The following is an 18,133-nucleotide window of genomic DNA, read 5'->3' on the forward strand; positions in this document are numbered from 1 at the left end:
CCTCTTAAAAAGGTGCCTTCTTTTGTCACCTTTATCATTTATACTCAGCTTATCAAAAGAAAAGGAGCATGTACATGCAAACATTAATCATTAACGCGCACCCAGATTTCACTCATCGAGAAAGTTATTCAAACAAACTGCAAACACTATTTTTAACACAATTTAAAGAAAGATTTCCTCATGAGGAACCAACCATTTTACATTTACATGAAACTGAAATTCCTCGTATCGAAAAAGAACAGCTGCTAGGAATTTGGGATAAACAAGCATCCGAACAAGCATTAACGGCCGCCGAGGAAAAAATCGCCGCTGCTTCATCTGCTTTATTGGCTCAATTCAAAGCACATCATCGAATTGTGATCGTGTCACCTGTTCATAATTTCAATGTGACTTCACGAATGAAAGATTATATAGATAATATCTTTATTGCGAGAGAAACGTTCAAATATACAGAAAATGGTTCTGTTGGTCTGATGACTGACGATTATCGTGTACTTTTACTTCAAGCAAGCGGCTCAATTTTCACGAATAACGATCGTTACACACCTTTGGAATTTTCACATCATTACCTAAAAGAAATATTTCAAAACTTGATGGGGTTTCATCAATTTCATATTGTCCGAGCACAAGGAACAGCGATTTTAGAACAAGATGCGATCTTACAATCTGCATCTGATGATATGACGAAAACCTTAGAGGAGTTTTATGACCCGAATTAATCTCTATTTAATCAAAAAGACCCAAAACGAAAAATCGTGCTTTTTTTAATAAAAATCACCTTTTTCGTTTTAGGGTGCTATAAAATCTTTCAGTTGGTGTGTATCGGCGGGATCACAAGCACTGCGATTTCATTTCAATTACGACATACTTTATTTATCCCACATTCTCAACTGCTAGTAAGACTATTTTTTATAACCAATGCTGCCGTTTCACTCGGATGGCTAAGAGGAAAATGATGGCCGTATGGAACAACATCAACATTTCCAAGATGCAACGGAGCAGAATAGCCTTTGTCATACTCACCCCAGATAATATGAGGATTATCCTTTGTTAATTCATTGAATTCACCTTGATCGGTGTTCAGTAGTAAATGATTAAGCTGAACCGTCGTATTTAAAATTCTAGGAGACGTAAAACTGTTTCTGATTTTTTCAATATAATGTTCAGGGATGCTCTCCGCCCTTTCAAACAAACCATTACTTAATAAATAACGCTCTATCATTTTAGGAGTTGCTAATTTTAAAGACCATTTGTTCATCCATTGAGGAACATTTAGCGATTTAGCATTTTTTTTAGCAACAGGCGGCTGAAGTAAAGTGATTGAATACTTCTTATCTATGTACCCTTGTCCCAATGCTTTCAATAGAATAAACGCACCGAATGAATGGCCAATTAGATGTGCACCATGAGCCGCTTTCTCCAATACCTTTTTCACTACATTCAAATAGATATCTAGAAGATGTTTCTCTCGTTTAAATGGGGAACGCCCCAAACCTGGAAGATCCAAGATCCATACAGGCTGACCCTTTTTTTCATGAAGCTCTTGTGCTAAAGGGAATAAATCCTCTCCATCACTCAATAAACCATGTAATAAAATAAACGGTTTCCCTTCTCCTTGTAATTGGTAGCGGGTGTTGTTATCGCTTAATGTTCGCTCAAATGCATGATAATGCTCACCATGTTGATTCATCATGCGATAATCCAGATCAGCTACTACGGCAGGGAAAAAGTTCATGACACTCGTCTTCTTAAACCAATCTTCTCCCATCATTTTTTTCACTGAAGCATTTGAAAATGTTCGTTTAGTCATAAAATTGAGTCCATCAGAAGGAATGTTTGTTATTTTGCTTACTCCACTTTTCATCATTGCTTTCATAAACGGCATTGGGACAGAGATTTTTGGTGCCCTCATATTCATACTTTCCGACATCACACTTAATAATTCAGCAATGTTCTGATCATGCTCTTTGTCTTCCACAAGTGTATATGTTTGAATAGCCGGCTGCTCCATCCTGAAAACCTGCACAATAAACTTCGCAAACACATCGTTTGAAATCAGTGGCAGCCTATATCCTTTACCTCCAGGAATCACTGGCATAAGCCCTCTTCGCATACTTGTCACAAGCAATCCTAATCCTGCTATCTGCTCTGTACTCCCTGTTTTACTACTGCCGACCACAGTTGGCGGATTAATGACAGACAGCGGATAACCGACAGCTGATGCTTGTTGACGGATATAAAGATCTGCTAAAAATTTTGTTCTCTCATAAGGATTCTTTATTTTCAGGTAATCATTTCCTTCTTTAAACACATCAATTGCAATCTTGCTATTTTCATCATCAAAGGGACTCATATAACCGACAACATGAATAAAATGCTGCAAGCCCTTCAATTGATGAATATTTTTAGCCAATTCACCAATATATTTGGCGCCATTTAAAAAGACGGAAGCTGCCTCTTTACTTGTCGCTTGAATATCCATAGGGCCTCCTGCGTGAATCATCACATCCGTCTTCAATACCCTCTCTTTATCTTCAGGACTTAGACCTAAATCTATTTTCGTCAAATCACCTTCAACAAAGTGCATCACTGACTCTTTTAAAATATCTCTTTCTTGAAAAATGCGTGTCGCTTTACTTTTCGACCTCACTAAAAGAAGAATGTTCACATCCTCTTTGGCTAATTCTTTCACTAATTGCTTTCCAATAAAGCCTGTTCCACCAGTTAAAAATACTGTTTTCATATGAAATCTCCTTTTTAGTACTAAACAGTACTAATTTGATGTAAAAAAAATGCTTCTTTTATCGAAGCAAGTTAAATAAATGATCTGCTGTTTTTGTGATGACAGTGGCATCCTTCAATGTTTCTGAAATAAATAACGCCCCTTCAAGATTTGTAATAAAAAGTGATGCCACCTCATCAATCTGAATCGTATCTCTGAATTCCCCGTTCTCTACCCCTTGTTTTAGTAATAGAGAAACTTTCTTTTGTAATCCTGTAAAAAAAAGACCTATTTTTTCTTTTATTTGTGTGGCCTGTGCAGGACTTTGAATATAAAGAGTAATAAATGGACAGCCTCCCTGATACTCTCTCGACTGAACGCCTTGTGATAATTGCTTTAAAAACATTTGGATACGATCTTCAACTGAAAATTGGGTCTGAGACATTACGTCGTCTATTGCAGCTTGATACATATCAATCCAATAATCAACGACCCCTTCTAATAATTCCTCCTTATTAGAAAAGTGATAATACACATTAGACTTTGATACTTTGCTTACACGTACCAATTCATCCATACTTGTATAAGCAAACCCTTTTTCCAAAAATAATGTTGCAGCTACTTCAAGCACACGTTTTTGATTCATTAATTTTGCCTTTGTCATAATTAGAACTATACAGTACTAATTTAAATGTTGCAAGTATTTATGTTCCTGGTTTCTCGAATTAAAGCCATTTGTTAAGGATTCACACTGTATACTACTCCCTATCCATAAAAAAACACAACGCCATGAAGGCTTAATTAACAAGTGGTATCACTCGAAATTAAAAGCCTTCAAAAAGCGTTGTGTATCAATGTTTTTTATTAACCAATAGAACCTTCCATTTCAAACTTAATCAAACGGTTCATTTCAACGGCGTATTCCATTGGCAGTTCTTTTGTGAATGGCTCGATGAAGCCCATGACGATCATTTCTGTTGCTTCTTCTTCAGAAATTCCGCGGCTCATCAAGTAGAATAGCTGTTCTTCTGATACTTTTGATACTTTTGCTTCGTGCTCTAATGAAATGTTGTCGTTTAAGATTTCATTGTAAGGGATCGTATCAGATGTTGATTTGTTATCCATGATGAGTGTATCACACTCGATGTTTGAGCGTGCACCCTCTGCTTTTCGTCCGAAGTGAACGATTCCGCGGTATGTTACTTTACCGCCTTGTTTGGAAATCGATTTCGATACGATTGTTGAAGATGTGTTTGGTGCAAGGTGAATCATCTTCGCACCTGCATCTTGGTGCTGACCTTTACCTGCTAGGGCAATACTTAATGTCATACCACGAGCGCCTTCACCTTTTAGGATGACTGCTGGGTATTTCATTGTCAGCTTAGAACCGATGTTTCCATCAATCCATTCCATTGTTGCATTCTCTTCACATACTGTACGTTTTGTCACAAGGTTGAAGACGTTGTTTGCCCAGTTTTGAATCGTTGTATAACGGCAGTAGCCGCCTTTTTTGACGATGATTTCAACAACCGCACTGTGAAGTGAGTTTGTTGTGTAAACTGGAGCTGTACAGCCTTCTACATAATGCACATGTGCGCCTTCGTCAACGATGATCAGTGTACGTTCGAACTGACCCATGTTTTCAGAGTTGATACGGAAGTATGCTTGAAGTGGAGTATCTACTTTTACGCCTTTTGGTACGTAGATAAATGAACCACCAGACCATACAGCCGAGTTAAGCGCAGCAAATTTGTTGTCAGTCGGAGGAATGACTTTTGCCCAGTGCTCACGGAAGATGTCTTCGTTCTCTTTTAATGCGCTGTCTGTATCTTTAAACACAATTCCTAGATCTTCAAGGTCTTGCTTCATGTTGTGATACACAACTTCAGATTCATACTGAGCAGATACACCAGCTAAATATTTTTGCTCTGCTTCTGGGATACCAAGCTTATCAAAGGTTTGTTTGATTTCTTCTGGTACTTCATCCCAAGAACGCTCAGAGCGCTCTGATGGCTTTACGTAGTACGTAATTTCATCAAAGTTTAATGCATTTAAATCTCCGCCCCATTGTGGCATCGGCATGTTGTAAAAGTGCTCAAGAGATTTCAAACGGAAGTCGAGCATCCACTGAGGCTCTTCTTTCATACGAGAAATTTCTTCAACGATCTCTTTTGTCAGTCCGCGCTCTGAACGGAAAATGGAAACGTCTTTATCAGAAAAGCCGTATTTATATTCACCAACATCTGGCATTTTTTTAGCCATCCATTTTCACTCCAATCTTATGATTTGCCGTTATCTTCGGCAGATGCGCCTTTTTCAAGCGCCTTCCAGGATAATGTTGCACATTTGATGCGGGCAGGGAATTTTGCCACTCCCTGCAGCGCCTCAATGTCACCAAGATCAATGGAATCGTCGTATTCTTTTCCTAGCATCATATCGGAGAAAATCTGAGACATTTTCAAAGCTGTTTCAATATCTTTCCCTTTAATCGCCTGCGTCATCATAGAGGCAGATGCCATCGAAATCGAGCATCCTTCTCCTTCAAATTTCGCATCCGTGACTTTTTCGTCTTCGATTTTCATCGTAAGACGAATACGGTCACCACACGTTGGGTTGTTCATATCGACGACAATGCTGTCGTTTAGTACACCTTTGTTTCTCGGATTTTTATAATGATCCATAATCACTTGTCTGTACAGTGTATCTAAGTTTACATTAAAAGACATTCGTAAAATACTCCTTTGTCTTACGGAGCGCTGCAATAAGTTGGTCAATCTCTTCTTCTGTATTATACAGATAGAAGCTTGCTCTTGCAGTCGCTGATACACCAAGCCATTTCATGAGCGGCTGTGCACAGTGGTGTCCAGCACGAATGGCGACACCTTCCGTATCCAGAACAGTTGACGCATCATGCGGATGGACGTCGTCTAAGTTAAACGTCACAAGCCCAGCTCGGTGCTGCGGTCCATAAACAGTCGCACCGTCAAGCTCTTTAAAGCGCTCAAGCGCGTAAGTCGCAAGCTGATGCTCGTAACGGCTGACTTCCTCCATACCAATGTCATTTAAGAAGTCAATTGCTTTTCCTAGTCCAACTGCTCCAGCAATAATCGGTGTTCCCGCTTCAAATTTCCACGGCAGCTCTTTCCATGTAGAATCATATAGATCCACAAAGTCGATCATTTCACCGCCAAACTCAGCAGGCTCCATATTATTCAACAGGTCCTTCTTCCCGTAAAGCACACCGATGCCAGTCGGTCCACACATTTTATGCCCAGAGAATGCGAAAAAGTCACAATCTAGATCCTGAACATCAATTTGCATGTGCGGGGTGCTTTGCGCACCGTCGACGACAATGATTGCCCCATGATCGTGGGCAATTTTGGCGATCTCTTTAATCGGGTTGATGGTTCCTAATACGTTTGAGACATGTGTGACTGCGACAATTTTCGTTTGATGTGTGATCGTTTGCTTCACATCTTCAAGCGATAGCGTGCCGTCTTCCTGTAACGGAATGTATTTCAATGTGGCGCCAGTTGCTTTTGCTGCTTGCTGCCAAGGGATGATATTCGCATGATGCTCCATATGCGTAATGACAATCTCATCGCCTTCTTTGAGGTTTGCTCTAGCATAGCTGATCGCCACTGTGTTTAGTGCAGTTGTTGTACCTCTAGTAAAAATAATCTCCTGGACAGATGAAGCACGGATGAATGCACGAACTTTCTCTCTCGCACCCTCGTATGCGTCCGTTGCTTTTGTGCCAAGGGTATGAACACCCCGGTGGACGTTCGAGTTGTAAGACCGGTAATACTCATTCATTGCATCAATGACCACTCTTGGTTTTTGAGAAGTCGCTGCACTGTCCAAATACACCAAATCATGTCCGTTCACTTGCTGATGAAGGATTGGAAATTGCTCACGAACGTCTTTGATATTCATTATTTTACTTTCCTTTCAATCACAGAAATCAGCTGCTTTTTAACTCCTTCAATCGGCAGTTCTTTCACAACTGGATTTAAGAAGCCATAAATCACAAGTCTTTCTGCATCTTCTTTGGAAATTCCGCGGCTCATGAGGTAGTACAATTGAATTGGATCAACACGTCCAACAGAAGCGGCGTGCCCTGCTGTCACATCATCTTCATCAATTAAAAGAATTGGGTTTGCGTCACCGCGTGCTTTCTCACTCAGCATGAGGACACGTGATTCCTGCTCTGCATTTGACTTTGTTGCGCCATGCTCGATTTTGCCAATTCCGTTAAAGATAGAGGATGCTTGATCCTTCATCACACCATGCTTCAAGATATACCCTTCAGAGTTTTTACCGAAGTGGATGATGCTTGTTGTGAAATTTTCTGTTTGGTTTCCTCGGCCGACAACAACTGATTTCGTATCACCGAATGTACCGTCGCCCATCAGTTTTGTGATGTTTTCAGACACGACGTCTCCATCATTCATCAGGCCAAGCGCCCATTCGATTTTACTGTCACGACCATTTGCCATACCGCGTCTGTTCACATATACTGTGACACCTTCTGCAAGGTTATCTACAGCACCGTATGTGACGCGGGCGTTAGCGCCTGTGAACACTTCAGAAACGATATTGAAGATCGCTTCTTTCGGTTTTGCTGTACTGATGTAGTTTTCTACATATGTCACAGCACTATGATCGTCTGCTACGACGATGACATGGTTGAACAAAGTCGTTTCGTCATTTTCATGAAGATAAACAGCTTGAATTGGTGCTTCAAGCTCTACGTTTTTCGGTACATAGAGGAAAGCTCCGCCATTCACTAAAGCAGCATGTAAAGCTGTTAGTTTATGCTCATCCACTTTCACTGCATCTGTCATGAAGTATTGTTTCACTAAATCTCCATGCTCACGAATCGCTGTATGAAGATCAGTGAAGATCACACCTTTGTCTTTCGCTTCAGCTGAAAGAGACAAATAGGCCGGCGTTTGATCACGCTGAATGTAAACTGTCTTATCTGTGTCCTCTAAATCAATCAGAGATTTCACTTCTTCTGGAAGCTCTTCTAATGATCCAAATGGCGCACTTTCGACTGTATGCTGTTTGAAATTCGTTAAATTCCATTTTGAAATATTCGTTTTGTCAGGCTTTGGCATTGGGAGGTCTTCTGCTTTTTCAAGAGCCTGTAAGCGAAGGGAGCTCATCCATGCCGGTTCCTGATGCTTCTCGGAGAAGCTTTTGACATAATCTTGATCTACTGATAATTTCGTTTCTAATGTCATCAATAATCCTCCTAACGCTTACGCTTCTTGACCAACAGTTTCGTCTTCAATTCCTAACTCTTTTTTAATCCAGTCATAGCCTTCTGCTTCTAGACGCTGCGCGAGTTCTGGTCCGCCAGATTTCACGATACGACCTTGCATCATGACATGAACGTGATCTGGTGTGATGTAGTTCAGTAGACGCTGATAGTGAGTGATCATTAAGCAACCGAAGCTTTCGCCGCGCATTTTGTTAATTCCTTTAGAAACAACTTTCAAGGCATCGATATCAAGACCAGAATCGATTTCGTCAAGGATGGCGATCTTTGGTTCAATCATCATTAATTGAAGAATTTCGTTGCGTTTTTTCTCCCCGCCTGAGAAACCTTCGTTTAGGTAGCGCTGTGCCATATCTGGGTCCATTTCAAGGAACTCCATGTTTTCGTCCATTTTGCGGATGAATTTCATAAGAGAGATTTCATCGCCTTCTTCTCTGCGTGCGTTAATTGCAGAACGAAGGAAGTCAGCATTTGTAACACCGCTGATTTCAGATGGGTATTGCATCGCAAGGAAAAGACCAGCTTGAGCGCGCTCATCTACTTCCATTTCAAGGACATCTTCGCCATCAAGCAAGATGCTGCCTTTTGTTACTTCATATTTTGGGTGACCCATAATGGCAGCAGATAAAGTAGATTTACCTGTTCCGTTTGGTCCCATTACTGCGTGGAATTCTCCACCTTTTATCTCGAGGTTTACACCCTTTAAGATTTCTTTCCCTTCAATCTCAACGTGCAAGTCCTTAATTGTTAATGTCGAAGCAGTCATATATCGATACCTCCAAAATAATCATTATTCTCAATTTATTCTCATTCTAATTTTATAACAAATTAAAACTGAATACAACACATTCACGATAAGCGTGAGAGGATGCTCTCAAAATTCTAACAAAAAAAGCAGGTAGATAAAAGGATTTATGTCGAAAAGACTGTTTTCATAAAGAAAGGGCGGGAAACTGTTCTCCCCGCCCCTCAGCTATTATTAGCCTCGTATATTCATTTTTGCGAGCTGTCTTTTCTCATCTCGATAGGACTGCTCTCGTTTATATTCCACTTTCATCCTTAAGTCATGGTCTCTTTCGTACTCTGCATAGCTCATGCCATGAGCTTGATGCATGGCCTTTTCCATCTCGGCGGTATAATCCAATCCCAGTGTACTATGGTCCGAACAAATAATAAACCATTCCCTTCCTTGAGTGTAGCTTTATTGTAGCAAACGTATGCGGCTTCACTCAAAAGGGATATGACACCTTATGCTGGCATATTTTCTCACACAATCGGATGAGAAGCGTTCAACTCCCTGAGATGGAAAAATACCGTGTTTTGCTTCCCTTAATGCGTCTGTCCTCCAAATTCATCAATACATTGCTGAACGACAGTGATTCCTTGGCTTAGTGCTGCCCCGCCGCCAAAAGCTGCCGCCACGCTGACAACCTCCAGCAAATTCTCTTCTGTCGCTCCTTGATCGAGCGCTCCTTTTGTATGATAAATCATGCAGTATTCATCCTGCGCATGAATACTGATACCGAGGGCAATCATTTGTTTTTCCTTTTGCGTTAATGAATCGCTTTGGAAGCACTGCTCCGTAAATTCATTGAATTTCTTTCCAAACACCGGCATTTTCTTCTGGAATTCACCCATTGCGGTTTTATAATCAGTCAGTGATTGCTGCATGGATCCGCTCATATGCTGTTCATTCATCTTGATTCCATCCCTTCAGGTCATTTGTACGTTTTTATTATGAGCGAGATTTGAAAAAATACACAAAAAACCTCGCTTTGGTAGAAGCGAGGTTGAAATGTTGTTACTCAGATACAGGCAATACTGCACCGTCATATTTTTTGTCGATGAATTCTTTGATTTTATCAGAGTGAAGAACTTCCATTAGTGCCTTGATCTTATCTGATTTTTCGTCACCTTTGCGAACCGCAACGATGTTTGCATATGGGTTGTTCTTTGTTTGCTCAAGTTCAATTGAATCTTTTTTCGGATTCAATTTATTTTGGATCGCATAGTTGACGTTGATAAATACAGCATCGCCTTCACTGTTTTCATAAGCTTTCACAGTTAATTCAGGTGCGATTTTTTTGAATTTTAGGTTCTTTGGGTTTTCTTTAATGTTCTTTACTGTTGCGTTAATTGTATCAACCTTCGGATCAAGCTTGATGACACCAGCATTTTGCAGCAGGGCAAGCATACGGCCTTGTTCAGCTACGTTGTTTGTCATGATGATTGTGCCGCCGTTTGGAATATCTTTTACGGATTTGTATTTCTTAGAGTAGATACCGAAAGGCTCAAGGTGAACCGCACCAGCACTCACTAGGTTATAATCTTTGTTTGATTTATTTTCTTCGTTTAAGTAAGGGATATGTTGGAAAAAGTTCGCATCCACTTCTTTTTCAGCTAACGCTTTGTTGTACATTTTATAATCGCTAAGCACTTTCACTTTTAAATCGTAGCCTTTTTCTTTTAGAAGTGGTTTTGCTTCTTCAAGAATTTCGGCATGCGGCGTTTTTGAAGCGGCAACCGTAATGGTTTTTCTTTCACTTGCGTTATTAGATGAACCGCACGCAGCTAAAATACCTGCAAATGCTAGAAATAGTGCACTTAAAATCAATTTCTTCATCAATAAATCCTCCCTTAACGTTTATCAATTTTATTTGTAATCAAATCACCGATTATTTGAATAATAAAGACGATGATGAGAATAAACACAGTAGCTACAAGTGTGACATCTGTATTACCAGATTGGTATCCTTCCACATAGGCGAGGTCACCAAGTCCGCCTGCTCCAATTGCACCTGCAATCGCAGTAGAGCCAATTAGAGCAATCGCTGTTACGGTAATACCTGAAATAAGGGCTGGCAATGATTCTGGCAGCAATACTTTGAAAATGATTGTCGACGTTTTTGCTCCCATTGATCGTGCTGCTTCAATAACTCCTTTGTCTACCTCACGCAGTGCAATTTCGACAAGACGTGCATAGAATGGAGCTGACCCTATGACAAGGGCAGGGAGTGCTGCATTTGGGCCAAGAATCGTATGCATTAAGAATTTCGTAAACCCTAGTAATAAAATAATTAAAATGATAAAAGGAATCGATCTGAAAATATTGACGACAGCGCCGATGACAGCATTTATCGGTTTATTTTCCCAAAGACCGCCTTTTCCTGTAAGGAAGAGCAGGAGCCCTAAGATAATCCCGATTGCAAAGGCAAATGCCAATGAAATCAGTGTCATATACACCGTTTCACCTGTTGCACTCCAGATGACGTCTAAATCAACGTTCGGAAACCATTTCTCAAACATGTGTCATCACCTCGATTTCAACCTGTTTGCTTTGGATATAGGCGATGGCTTTTTCTACCTCAGTCTCTTCTCCATTAATGTGGATAAAGAGTGTTCCAAACGCGCCTTCCTGCGTTTGAGAAATCTTCCCTTGAAGGATATTCACATCGACATTGAAGGATCGAATGATTTCAGTGATCAGCGGCTGCTCGGCAGAGTCTCCAATAAAGGACAACCGTACGACCTGACCTTCTTTTACACGTTCTAAGACGTGCTCGATTGTTTCTTTCGCTTCCTCTGGTTCTGCAAGCTGTTTCACAAATCGTTTCGTCATTTCTTCCTTTGGCTGTCTGAAGACGCGTAATACTTCGCCTTCTTCGACAATGCGTCCATTTTCCATGACCGCGACGCGATGACAAATTTTGCGAATGACGTGCATTTCATGTGTAATGAGCACAATCGTGAGCCCTAACCGTTTATTGATATCCGCCAAAAGCTCAAGGATCGAATCGGTCGTTTGCGGATCTAGCGCAGATGTCGCTTCGTCACATAGAAGAACCTTGGGATCATTCGCTAATGCTCTCGCAATGCCGACACGCTGTTTTTGCCCGCCGCTCAGCTGAGACGGATATGCATTTTCTTTTCCTTCTAAACCGACCAATTTAATCAGTTCATTCGCACGCTCTCTCCGTTTCGATGTCGGTACACCTGCGATCTCAAGCGGGAACATAATGTTTTGTCTCACCGTTCTTGACCAAAGTAAATTAAAGTGCTGGAAGATCATGCTGATTTCTTGTCTTGCTTTCCGAAGTTTCGCATTTGATACTTCATTGATCCGGTTGCCTGCCACTTCAACAATTCCTTCTGTTGGCAGCTCCAGACCGTTTAATAGGCGAATAAGCGAGCTTTTCCCTGCACCGCTATACCCGATAATTCCGAATATTTCACCTTTATCAATATCCAAGTTGACGTCTTTCACGGCATCAACATTTCCGCTTTTTGAATGGTACGTTTTTGATACATTCTGTAAATGGATCACAGTCTGATCACCTGCTTTCTTGCTGAATCTATAGGTTTCCATCACATACGTTATTTATTCTTCTTTGTGTCATGACTCTAGCCTGGCGCCGGGTCAGTAAAAAAGACCTAACTGCAACGCAAGCAGAAAGGCCTTTTATGTCAATTACGCCTTTCTCTCATCTTTCAAAGCGCTGCGGCTTTGAGTGAATTGGCACCAATTTCAGCTATGCTGACGGTTGCCGGGTTTCATAGGGCACGTCCCTCCACCTCTCTTAATAAGAGAAAATATGTTGTTTTATGTGATGTTCATGTTTTTACTAACGTAGAATATCATGCTACCCGAGATATGTCAACGCTGTAAATCGCTAATTTCCAAGTAAACAACTACGTTATCATTTTTCGAAAAAAACCGTTCGTCAGCCAAAGCACTGCCTCTAGTCTAAGGAGCGCACGGAATGACCCTTTCACTTTGACTTGTCCTCTGCTGATTAACTGCTGTAAGGACATATCTCCATCTAATAATTGAAGAATTTCTTTCCTCTCACCATAAAAGATGAGATCCGATAACTCAATTGCAGGTAGTTTCTTCACTTCACCACGTTCATCCACAATCAATGTACAAGAGTCAGTTTCCGCCTCAAATGTAATCTTCAAGGATGATGATGAGAGCAGCGGCTTTAATAATAAACGCTGCCCTGTGTTACCATGGGCTTTCACATTTTCCACATGTATAACCTCCCTGTCATTTGGTTATACATAACATTTCTCTACAAACATCTTCTTGTCCTTTATAAATAACTCGACAAATTTTCAAATGAATTTCTTGAATTATGACAAAAAACCGCTTTATTTAGCGGTTTCAATCATTTCATGAAGATATGGAACTGAGTGAAAGGCATAGCCTTTTTGCACCAATTCACCTTTTTTAAACAGGAGAAAGCAAGGAACACTCTCAATTTCAAATGCTTTCGCAAAGCCTGGTGAATAGTTTAAATTGTTTTCGTAAAATGGTACATCCGGCTGCATGGCGTCTACGACTGCCAGCATTTTCTTTGCCAGCTGGCATGTTCCGCAAAACGGTGTATATAAGTATAAAAGAAATAAATCGTCCTCTATCTCCTTGAATTCGTGCTCTTCAATCTCTTTCATATACGTCCACCCTCATAAATATTTCGAATGAACATCAATGTTTGCAGCTAATAGGATAGATGCAATGTGGGCTGACGGTGAAGCGGCCACTTCGCGGTACGTTCTGTCGACAAAAAGATGAAGTGCTTCAGGGAATTCTTTTCGAAATTGCTTCCGCAGTTTGTCGCCTGCATCGTCACTGTCAGCTAATATGTAAACGTCTTTCCCCACTAAATCGTCCACAAGCTGATCCAGCTTCGATGTACTGATCGTGCCATTGGTGCAAATGATGGTAACAGGTTCACTTATGACTTCTTTTAGCTTTTGTTTGTCTGTTTTACCTTCTACAATGATGACCTTTTCTATCTCGACATTCATCACGATCACCCGGCCCTTTTGACGTTGATTCACTTCTTCCTTAGATTACAATCTTTCATTCAGGTTGTAAAGATTGAGCGCCTCGTCATCAAAAAGACTGCAGCTTCTGTTCACTGCAGTCTCATCTGTGATTAGCACCAGCCATTTTCATCGTCACAGTCAACATATTTTTCTGTCCCATCGGTTAATGTGTCCGTTAAACGATAAAAACGATTTTGATCATAGGAATATCCCGATTTCAGCTCATATTGGTTTTCACTAATCATCGTGCCAATCTCTTCATTTTGATGATAAAGCACCATGCCGCTTTCTTTGAATCGTCCAGTGACATGCTCTGTTATATCCACGTGTTCTTTTTGAAAAGACAAATTGGACACCCCCCCATAAAGGTAGAGTGTCCAATTTCTCATGAATTAGTCTTCTTTTGTCATTTCTTCATATTGCTCAGCCGTCATTAAGTTCTCAATTTCAGAAGCATCAGCTGGTTCTACAACGATCATCCATGCTTTTTCGTATGGAGAGTCGTTGACGAATTCTGGGCTGTCATCCAGCTCATCGTTCACTTCAACGATTGTGCCATTGATCGGTGCATAAAGTTCAGAAACGGTTTTCACTGATTCTACACTTCCGAAAGGCTCGTCCGCTGTGATTTTGTCTCCTACTTCAGGAAGCTCAACGAACACGATATCGCCCAGCTCAGATTGAGCAAAATGCGTAATACCGATACGCACCTTATCTCCTTCTACTTTGACCCATTCATGTTCTTCTGAATAACGTAAATCTTTTGGTGTGCTCATTCAATACCCCTCCAGTCTTTTCTTACAATCTATATTGAAGATACCACAATCTGAATGAAAGTTACATCATTTCCAGACGCTTTTAAATGTATCTTCATTAAATCCTACCGTGACTCGTTTTCCGTCTGTTGTAATCGGGCGCTTAATCAGCATTCCGTTAGACGCGAGTAATTCTAGCTGCTCGTCCTCTGACATTGCAGGAAGTTGATCTTTTAGCTGCAGCTCCCGGTATTTTTGTCCGCTTGTATTAAAGAATTTCTTCAGCTCTAAACCGCTTTTTTCGTAAAGGGCTTTTAATGTTTCTTTATCAGGCGTCTCTTCGACGATATGTATGCTGTTGATGTCTTTATTGTGTGCTTCCAGCCACTTTTTTGCTTTTCGGCATGTACCGCAAGATGGGTATTCGTAAAAATCTAAAGCCACCATTTTCACCTCCTGCAAATTGTGACAACATTTTATCACAAAATATTTTAAAAACCTAAATGTATGCTTACAAAAAGGTGCGGAGTAGTATCCGCACCTTTTAAGCCATCCTTATACGATATATTTCTCTGCTTCAAAGATTCGTTTTGCCACTTCGCGCTTTTTGGCGATGACATTGATCGGCGTAAATCGTGTCAGCTTGCGAAGGGCTGACAGGCTCATACGGAGTGAATCTCCTTCCTCCATCGCAATCAAGGATTCTTTTGCATGGGCTTCAATCTTTAAGAAAGCTTCCTGCGTGAAAATTTGTGTGTAAGCAAGCTTTTGTTCATTCTTTTCTGCCCCTGTTGCAGCGATTGCCTTTTCTGTACGCAGAATCGCTGATTCAGCAGCAAAAATTTCATTGACGATATCGGCTATGTTCACAAGAATTTCTTGCTCTTTGTCTAAGGCTTTCCCGTATTTCATGGCTGCCATACCAGCCACCATTAAGGCGATCTTTTTCGCATGGGCGAGCAAATATTTTTCTTGATCGAGCGGCTGATCGCCTGGCTCTTCCGGCATCATCATCATTAGCTCTTCCTGTAAGGTTTGCGCTTTTTGAAGCAGCGGAAGCTCTCCTTTCATCGCTTTCTTCAAGAATGTACCTGGTACAAGCAAACGGTTGATTTCGTTTGTCCCTTCAAAAATCCGGTTAATTCGTGAGTCGCGATAGGCTCTTTCGACCTCGTATTCTTGCATGAATCCATATCCGCCGTGAATCTGCACGCCTTCATCCACAATATAATCTAACGTTTCAGAGCCAAGCACTTTACAGAGAGAACATTCAATCGCATATTCCGCAATGGATTGGGCAATTTGTTTGCCGTCTTTTTGCTCTTCATCACTTAAGAGCCCCATCCGCTGTTCAAATAATCCAACCGTACGGTAAACAGCACTTTCCATCGCATAGAGCTTTGCTGACATATTGGCTGCTTTTTCACCAATTAAGCTGAATCGAGAAATTGGTGTTTTGAACTGCTTACGCTGGTTCGCATATTCTGCCGACAATTGAATGACGCGCTTTGATGCACCGATTGTGCCGACTGCCAGCTTATAGCGCCCAATATTCAAAATGTTAAACGCAATCACATGACCTCTGCCAGCTTCACCGAGCAAATTCTCCTTCGGTACTTGGGCATCTTCAAGAATCAATGTTCTTGTCGATGATCCTTTAATACCCATCTTTTTCTCTTCAGGCCCCGTTTTGACACCTGGAAAATCCTTTTCGACAATAAAAGCAGAGAAGTGTTCACCATCAATCTTCGCATACACAACAAAGACATCGGCAAATGCGGAGTTTGTGATCCACTGCTTTTCTCCATTGAGGACATAATGGGTACCTGCTTCATTCAGAACTGCCGTTGTTTTTGCTCCAAGAGCGTCAGAACCTGATCCCGGCTCAGTGAGTGCGTACGCCGCAATGGTTTCTCCAGAGGCGAGTCCTGGCAGGTACGTTTCCTTTTGCGCTTGATTTCCGAAGAGCACGATTGGCAGAGAACCAATACCGACATGAGCGCCATAGGAAAGTGAGAAGCTTCCTGCTCTAGCGAATTTTTCAGTAATGATTGCTGAACTGATTTTATCTAATCCAAGCCCGCCGAATTCCTCAGGCACATCAGCTCCAAGCAGCCCAAGCTCACCAGCCTTTTTGAGAAGCCTGACCGAATGCTCGAACTCATGGTTTTCAATTTGATCAATATGCGGAACCACATCTTGTAAAATATAATCCTCTGTTGTTTTTCCAATCATTTGATGTTCATCAGAGAAATCCTCCGGTGTAAAAATATGCTCATAATTCGTCTCATCAATTAAAAAGCTTCCACCCTTTTTTACATCTTCCAATGCTTTCATCCTGATTTCCCCCTTTAGATCAATTCAAAAATGCCTGCTGCTCCCATGCCCCCGCCGATACACATTGTGACAATGCCAAATTGCTCGTTTCGCCGTTTCATTTCATGAATCAGTGACAGCGTTAGTTTCGTTCCTGTACAGCCGAGCGGATGTCCGAGCGCAATTGCCCCGCCATTGACATTCACCTTTTCCTCATCAATTCCTAAATGACGAATGACTTGAATTGCCTGAGAGGCAAACGCTTCGTTTAATTCAAACAGTCCAATATCCTTCAGCTCGAGTCCAGCGATTTTCAGCGCACGCGGAATGGCTTCAACCGGACCGATCCCCATCACTTCAGGCGGTACACCGCCAACAGCAAATGCTCTGAATTTAGCGAGCGGCTGAAGAGAAAGTGAGGATGCTTTCTCGCGGTCCATCATCATCACACACGCAGCCCCGTCACTTGTTTGAGACGAGTTCCCTGCGGTCACCGTGCCTTTTGTTGAGAAGGCTGGACGCAATGTGGAAAGAATCTCCTCCGTTGTGCCTGCTCTCACACCTTCATCCTGTGAGAACGTGAATTGATGCTCTTCTAATTGATATTGCTCACCTACCCGTCGCTCTGTTACATCAACAGGCACAATTTCATCTGAAAATTTCCCTTCTTGAAGTGCCTTTGCTGCCTTTTGATGACTCCTCACCGCAAAGGCGTCCTGATCTTGACGTGTGACCTGATACTTTTGCGCCACTTGCTCTGCCGTGTGCCCCATGCTCATGTAGTATTCAGGTGCTTGCTCTGCCAAGAGAGCATTCGGACGAATGGAATGCCCCATCATCGGCACCTGCGACATCGATTCGACTCCTCCGGCTAAAATCGTGTCTGCCTGCCCGAGCATAATACGTTCACCCGCATAAGCGATAGATTGAAGACCAGACGAGCAGTAACGGTTTATGGTGATGGCAGGTACCGTATAAGGCAATCCCGCTAATGCCCCAATATTCCGCGCCACATTTAACCCCTGCTCTGCTTCTGGCGTTGCACAGCCAATGATCAAATCATCTATTTGACCGTCGTATTCACCGGCACGCTTTAACGTTTCTTTTACACATAATGCGCCCATATCATCAGGCCGGACATGTTTTAACGATCCTTTTTTCGCCTTCCCTACTGGTGTTCTTGCGCCAGCGACAATGACTGCTTCTCTCATTTTGACTCCC

General features: G+C 41.6%; 21 protein-coding genes and 1 riboswitch. Of the genes, 1 reads left to right on the forward strand and 20 read right to left on the reverse strand.

The annotated features are described in order from the left end of the window. The first annotated feature begins 74 nt into the window (after positions 1-74). On the forward strand, positions 75-719 hold the full coding sequence (locus MHI23_RS15145) for an NAD(P)H-dependent oxidoreductase (RefSeq protein WP_342492060.1): 645 nt from the start codon (positions 75-77) through the stop codon (positions 717-719). A 167-nt stretch (positions 720-886) separates the two neighbouring features. Here the strand turns inward: MHI23_RS15145 and MHI23_RS15150 are convergent, their stop codons facing one another. The 20 genes from MHI23_RS15150 to MHI23_RS15245 form a co-directional block, all read right to left on the reverse strand. Continuing rightward, on the reverse strand, positions 887-2,743 hold the full coding sequence (locus MHI23_RS15150) for an alpha/beta fold hydrolase (RefSeq protein WP_342492061.1): 1,857 nt from the start codon (positions 2,741-2,743) through the stop codon (positions 887-889). Positions 2,744-2,801: 58 nt separating this feature from the next. Beyond that, positions 2,802-3,368, reverse strand: a complete 567-nt coding sequence (locus tag MHI23_RS15155) for a TetR/AcrR family transcriptional regulator (RefSeq protein ID WP_041115746.1) — start codon at positions 3,366-3,368, stop codon at positions 2,802-2,804. Positions 3,369-3,586: 218 nt separating this feature from the next. Beyond that, positions 3,587-4,984, reverse strand: a complete 1,398-nt coding sequence (gene sufB / locus MHI23_RS15160) for a Fe-S cluster assembly protein SufB (RefSeq protein ID WP_007500362.1) — start codon at positions 4,982-4,984, stop codon at positions 3,587-3,589. A gap of 17 nt (positions 4,985-5,001) precedes the next feature. Continuing rightward, entirely contained in the window at positions 5,002-5,448 is a 447-nt protein-coding gene (gene sufU / locus MHI23_RS15165) for a Fe-S cluster assembly sulfur transfer protein SufU (RefSeq protein ID WP_012011181.1), read from the reverse strand. After that, complete coding sequence (locus MHI23_RS15170) at positions 5,438-6,658, reverse strand: cysteine desulfurase (RefSeq protein WP_056765832.1); 1,221 nt, start codon at positions 6,656-6,658, stop codon at positions 5,438-5,440. The genes sufU and MHI23_RS15170 overlap by 11 nt, the downstream gene beginning before the upstream one ends. Beyond that, entirely contained in the window at positions 6,658-7,971 is a 1,314-nt protein-coding gene (sufD, locus tag MHI23_RS15175; RefSeq protein ID WP_342492062.1) for a Fe-S cluster assembly protein SufD, read from the reverse strand. Before sufD ends, MHI23_RS15170 begins: the two co-directional genes overlap by 1 nt. Before the next feature lie 18 nt (positions 7,972-7,989). Then, positions 7,990-8,775: a Fe-S cluster assembly ATPase SufC gene (gene sufC / locus MHI23_RS15180; RefSeq protein WP_007500355.1), complete on the reverse strand. Its 786-nt coding sequence runs from the start codon at positions 8,773-8,775 to the stop codon at positions 7,990-7,992. 213 nt (positions 8,776-8,988) lie between these two features. Next, entirely contained in the window at positions 8,989-9,123 is a 135-nt protein-coding gene (locus tag MHI23_RS15185) for a hypothetical protein (protein WP_254965641.1), read from the reverse strand. Positions 9,124-9,338: 215 nt separating this feature from the next. Next, complete coding sequence (locus tag MHI23_RS15190; protein ID WP_003212803.1) at positions 9,339-9,707, reverse strand: carboxymuconolactone decarboxylase family protein; 369 nt, start codon at positions 9,705-9,707, stop codon at positions 9,339-9,341. A gap of 103 nt (positions 9,708-9,810) precedes the next feature. After that, on the reverse strand, positions 9,811-10,632 hold the full coding sequence (gene metQ / locus MHI23_RS15195) for a methionine ABC transporter substrate-binding lipoprotein MetQ (RefSeq protein WP_342492063.1): 822 nt from the start codon (positions 10,630-10,632) through the stop codon (positions 9,811-9,813). Between the two features lie 14 nt (positions 10,633-10,646). Beyond that, the gene (locus MHI23_RS15200; protein WP_024423401.1) at positions 10,647-11,315 is read right to left on the reverse strand and encodes a methionine ABC transporter permease; all 669 of its coding nucleotides are present in this window, start codon (positions 11,313-11,315) and stop codon (positions 10,647-10,649) included. Further along, positions 11,308-12,333 (reverse strand): methionine ABC transporter ATP-binding protein, encoded by a 1,026-nt coding sequence (locus tag MHI23_RS15205; protein WP_024423402.1) that lies wholly within the window; start codon positions 12,331-12,333, stop codon positions 11,308-11,310. The genes MHI23_RS15200 and MHI23_RS15205 overlap by 8 nt, the downstream gene beginning before the upstream one ends. Positions 12,334-12,487: 154 nt before the next feature. Then, positions 12,488-12,596: riboswitch (SAM riboswitch) on the reverse strand. Between the two features lie 102 nt (positions 12,597-12,698). Next, a complete protein-coding gene (locus MHI23_RS15210) occupies positions 12,699-13,040 on the reverse strand; it encodes an SCP2 sterol-binding domain-containing protein (RefSeq protein WP_024423403.1) in 342 nt (113 codons plus the stop codon). A gap of 120 nt (positions 13,041-13,160) precedes the next feature. Beyond that, on the reverse strand, positions 13,161-13,463 hold the full coding sequence (locus tag MHI23_RS15215) for a thioredoxin family protein (RefSeq protein ID WP_024426005.1): 303 nt from the start codon (positions 13,461-13,463) through the stop codon (positions 13,161-13,163). 12 nt (positions 13,464-13,475) lie between these two features. Beyond that, the gene (locus MHI23_RS15220) at positions 13,476-13,820 is read right to left on the reverse strand and encodes a toprim domain-containing protein (protein ID WP_024423404.1); all 345 of its coding nucleotides are present in this window, start codon (positions 13,818-13,820) and stop codon (positions 13,476-13,478) included. A 131-nt stretch (positions 13,821-13,951) separates the two neighbouring features. Then, on the reverse strand, positions 13,952-14,188 hold the full coding sequence (locus MHI23_RS15225; protein WP_024423405.1) for a YusG family protein: 237 nt from the start codon (positions 14,186-14,188) through the stop codon (positions 13,952-13,954). A 45-nt stretch (positions 14,189-14,233) separates the two neighbouring features. Continuing rightward, positions 14,234-14,617, reverse strand: coding sequence for a glycine cleavage system protein GcvH (gcvH, locus tag MHI23_RS15230; RefSeq protein WP_008347039.1), 384 nt, complete (start codon positions 14,615-14,617; stop codon positions 14,234-14,236). 66 nt (positions 14,618-14,683) lie between these two features. Further along, on the reverse strand, positions 14,684-15,040 hold the full coding sequence (locus tag MHI23_RS15235; RefSeq protein ID WP_024423406.1) for an arsenate reductase family protein: 357 nt from the start codon (positions 15,038-15,040) through the stop codon (positions 14,684-14,686). Positions 15,041-15,151: 111 nt separating this feature from the next. After that, positions 15,152-16,933 carry an acyl-CoA dehydrogenase family protein gene (locus MHI23_RS15240; protein WP_098677577.1) on the reverse strand — a complete coding sequence of 594 codons (1,782 nt, stop codon included), beginning with the start codon at positions 16,931-16,933 and terminating at the stop codon, positions 15,152-15,154. A gap of 14 nt (positions 16,934-16,947) precedes the next feature. Then, a complete protein-coding gene (locus MHI23_RS15245; protein ID WP_024426007.1) occupies positions 16,948-18,123 on the reverse strand; it encodes an acetyl-CoA C-acetyltransferase in 1,176 nt (391 codons plus the stop codon). Positions 18,124-18,133 lie beyond the last annotated feature (10 nt).

This window comes from Bacillus sp. FSL M7-0003 (assembly GCF_038628485.1).
Classification (GTDB): Bacteria; Bacillota; Bacilli; order Bacillales; family Bacillaceae; genus Bacillus; species Bacillus safensis.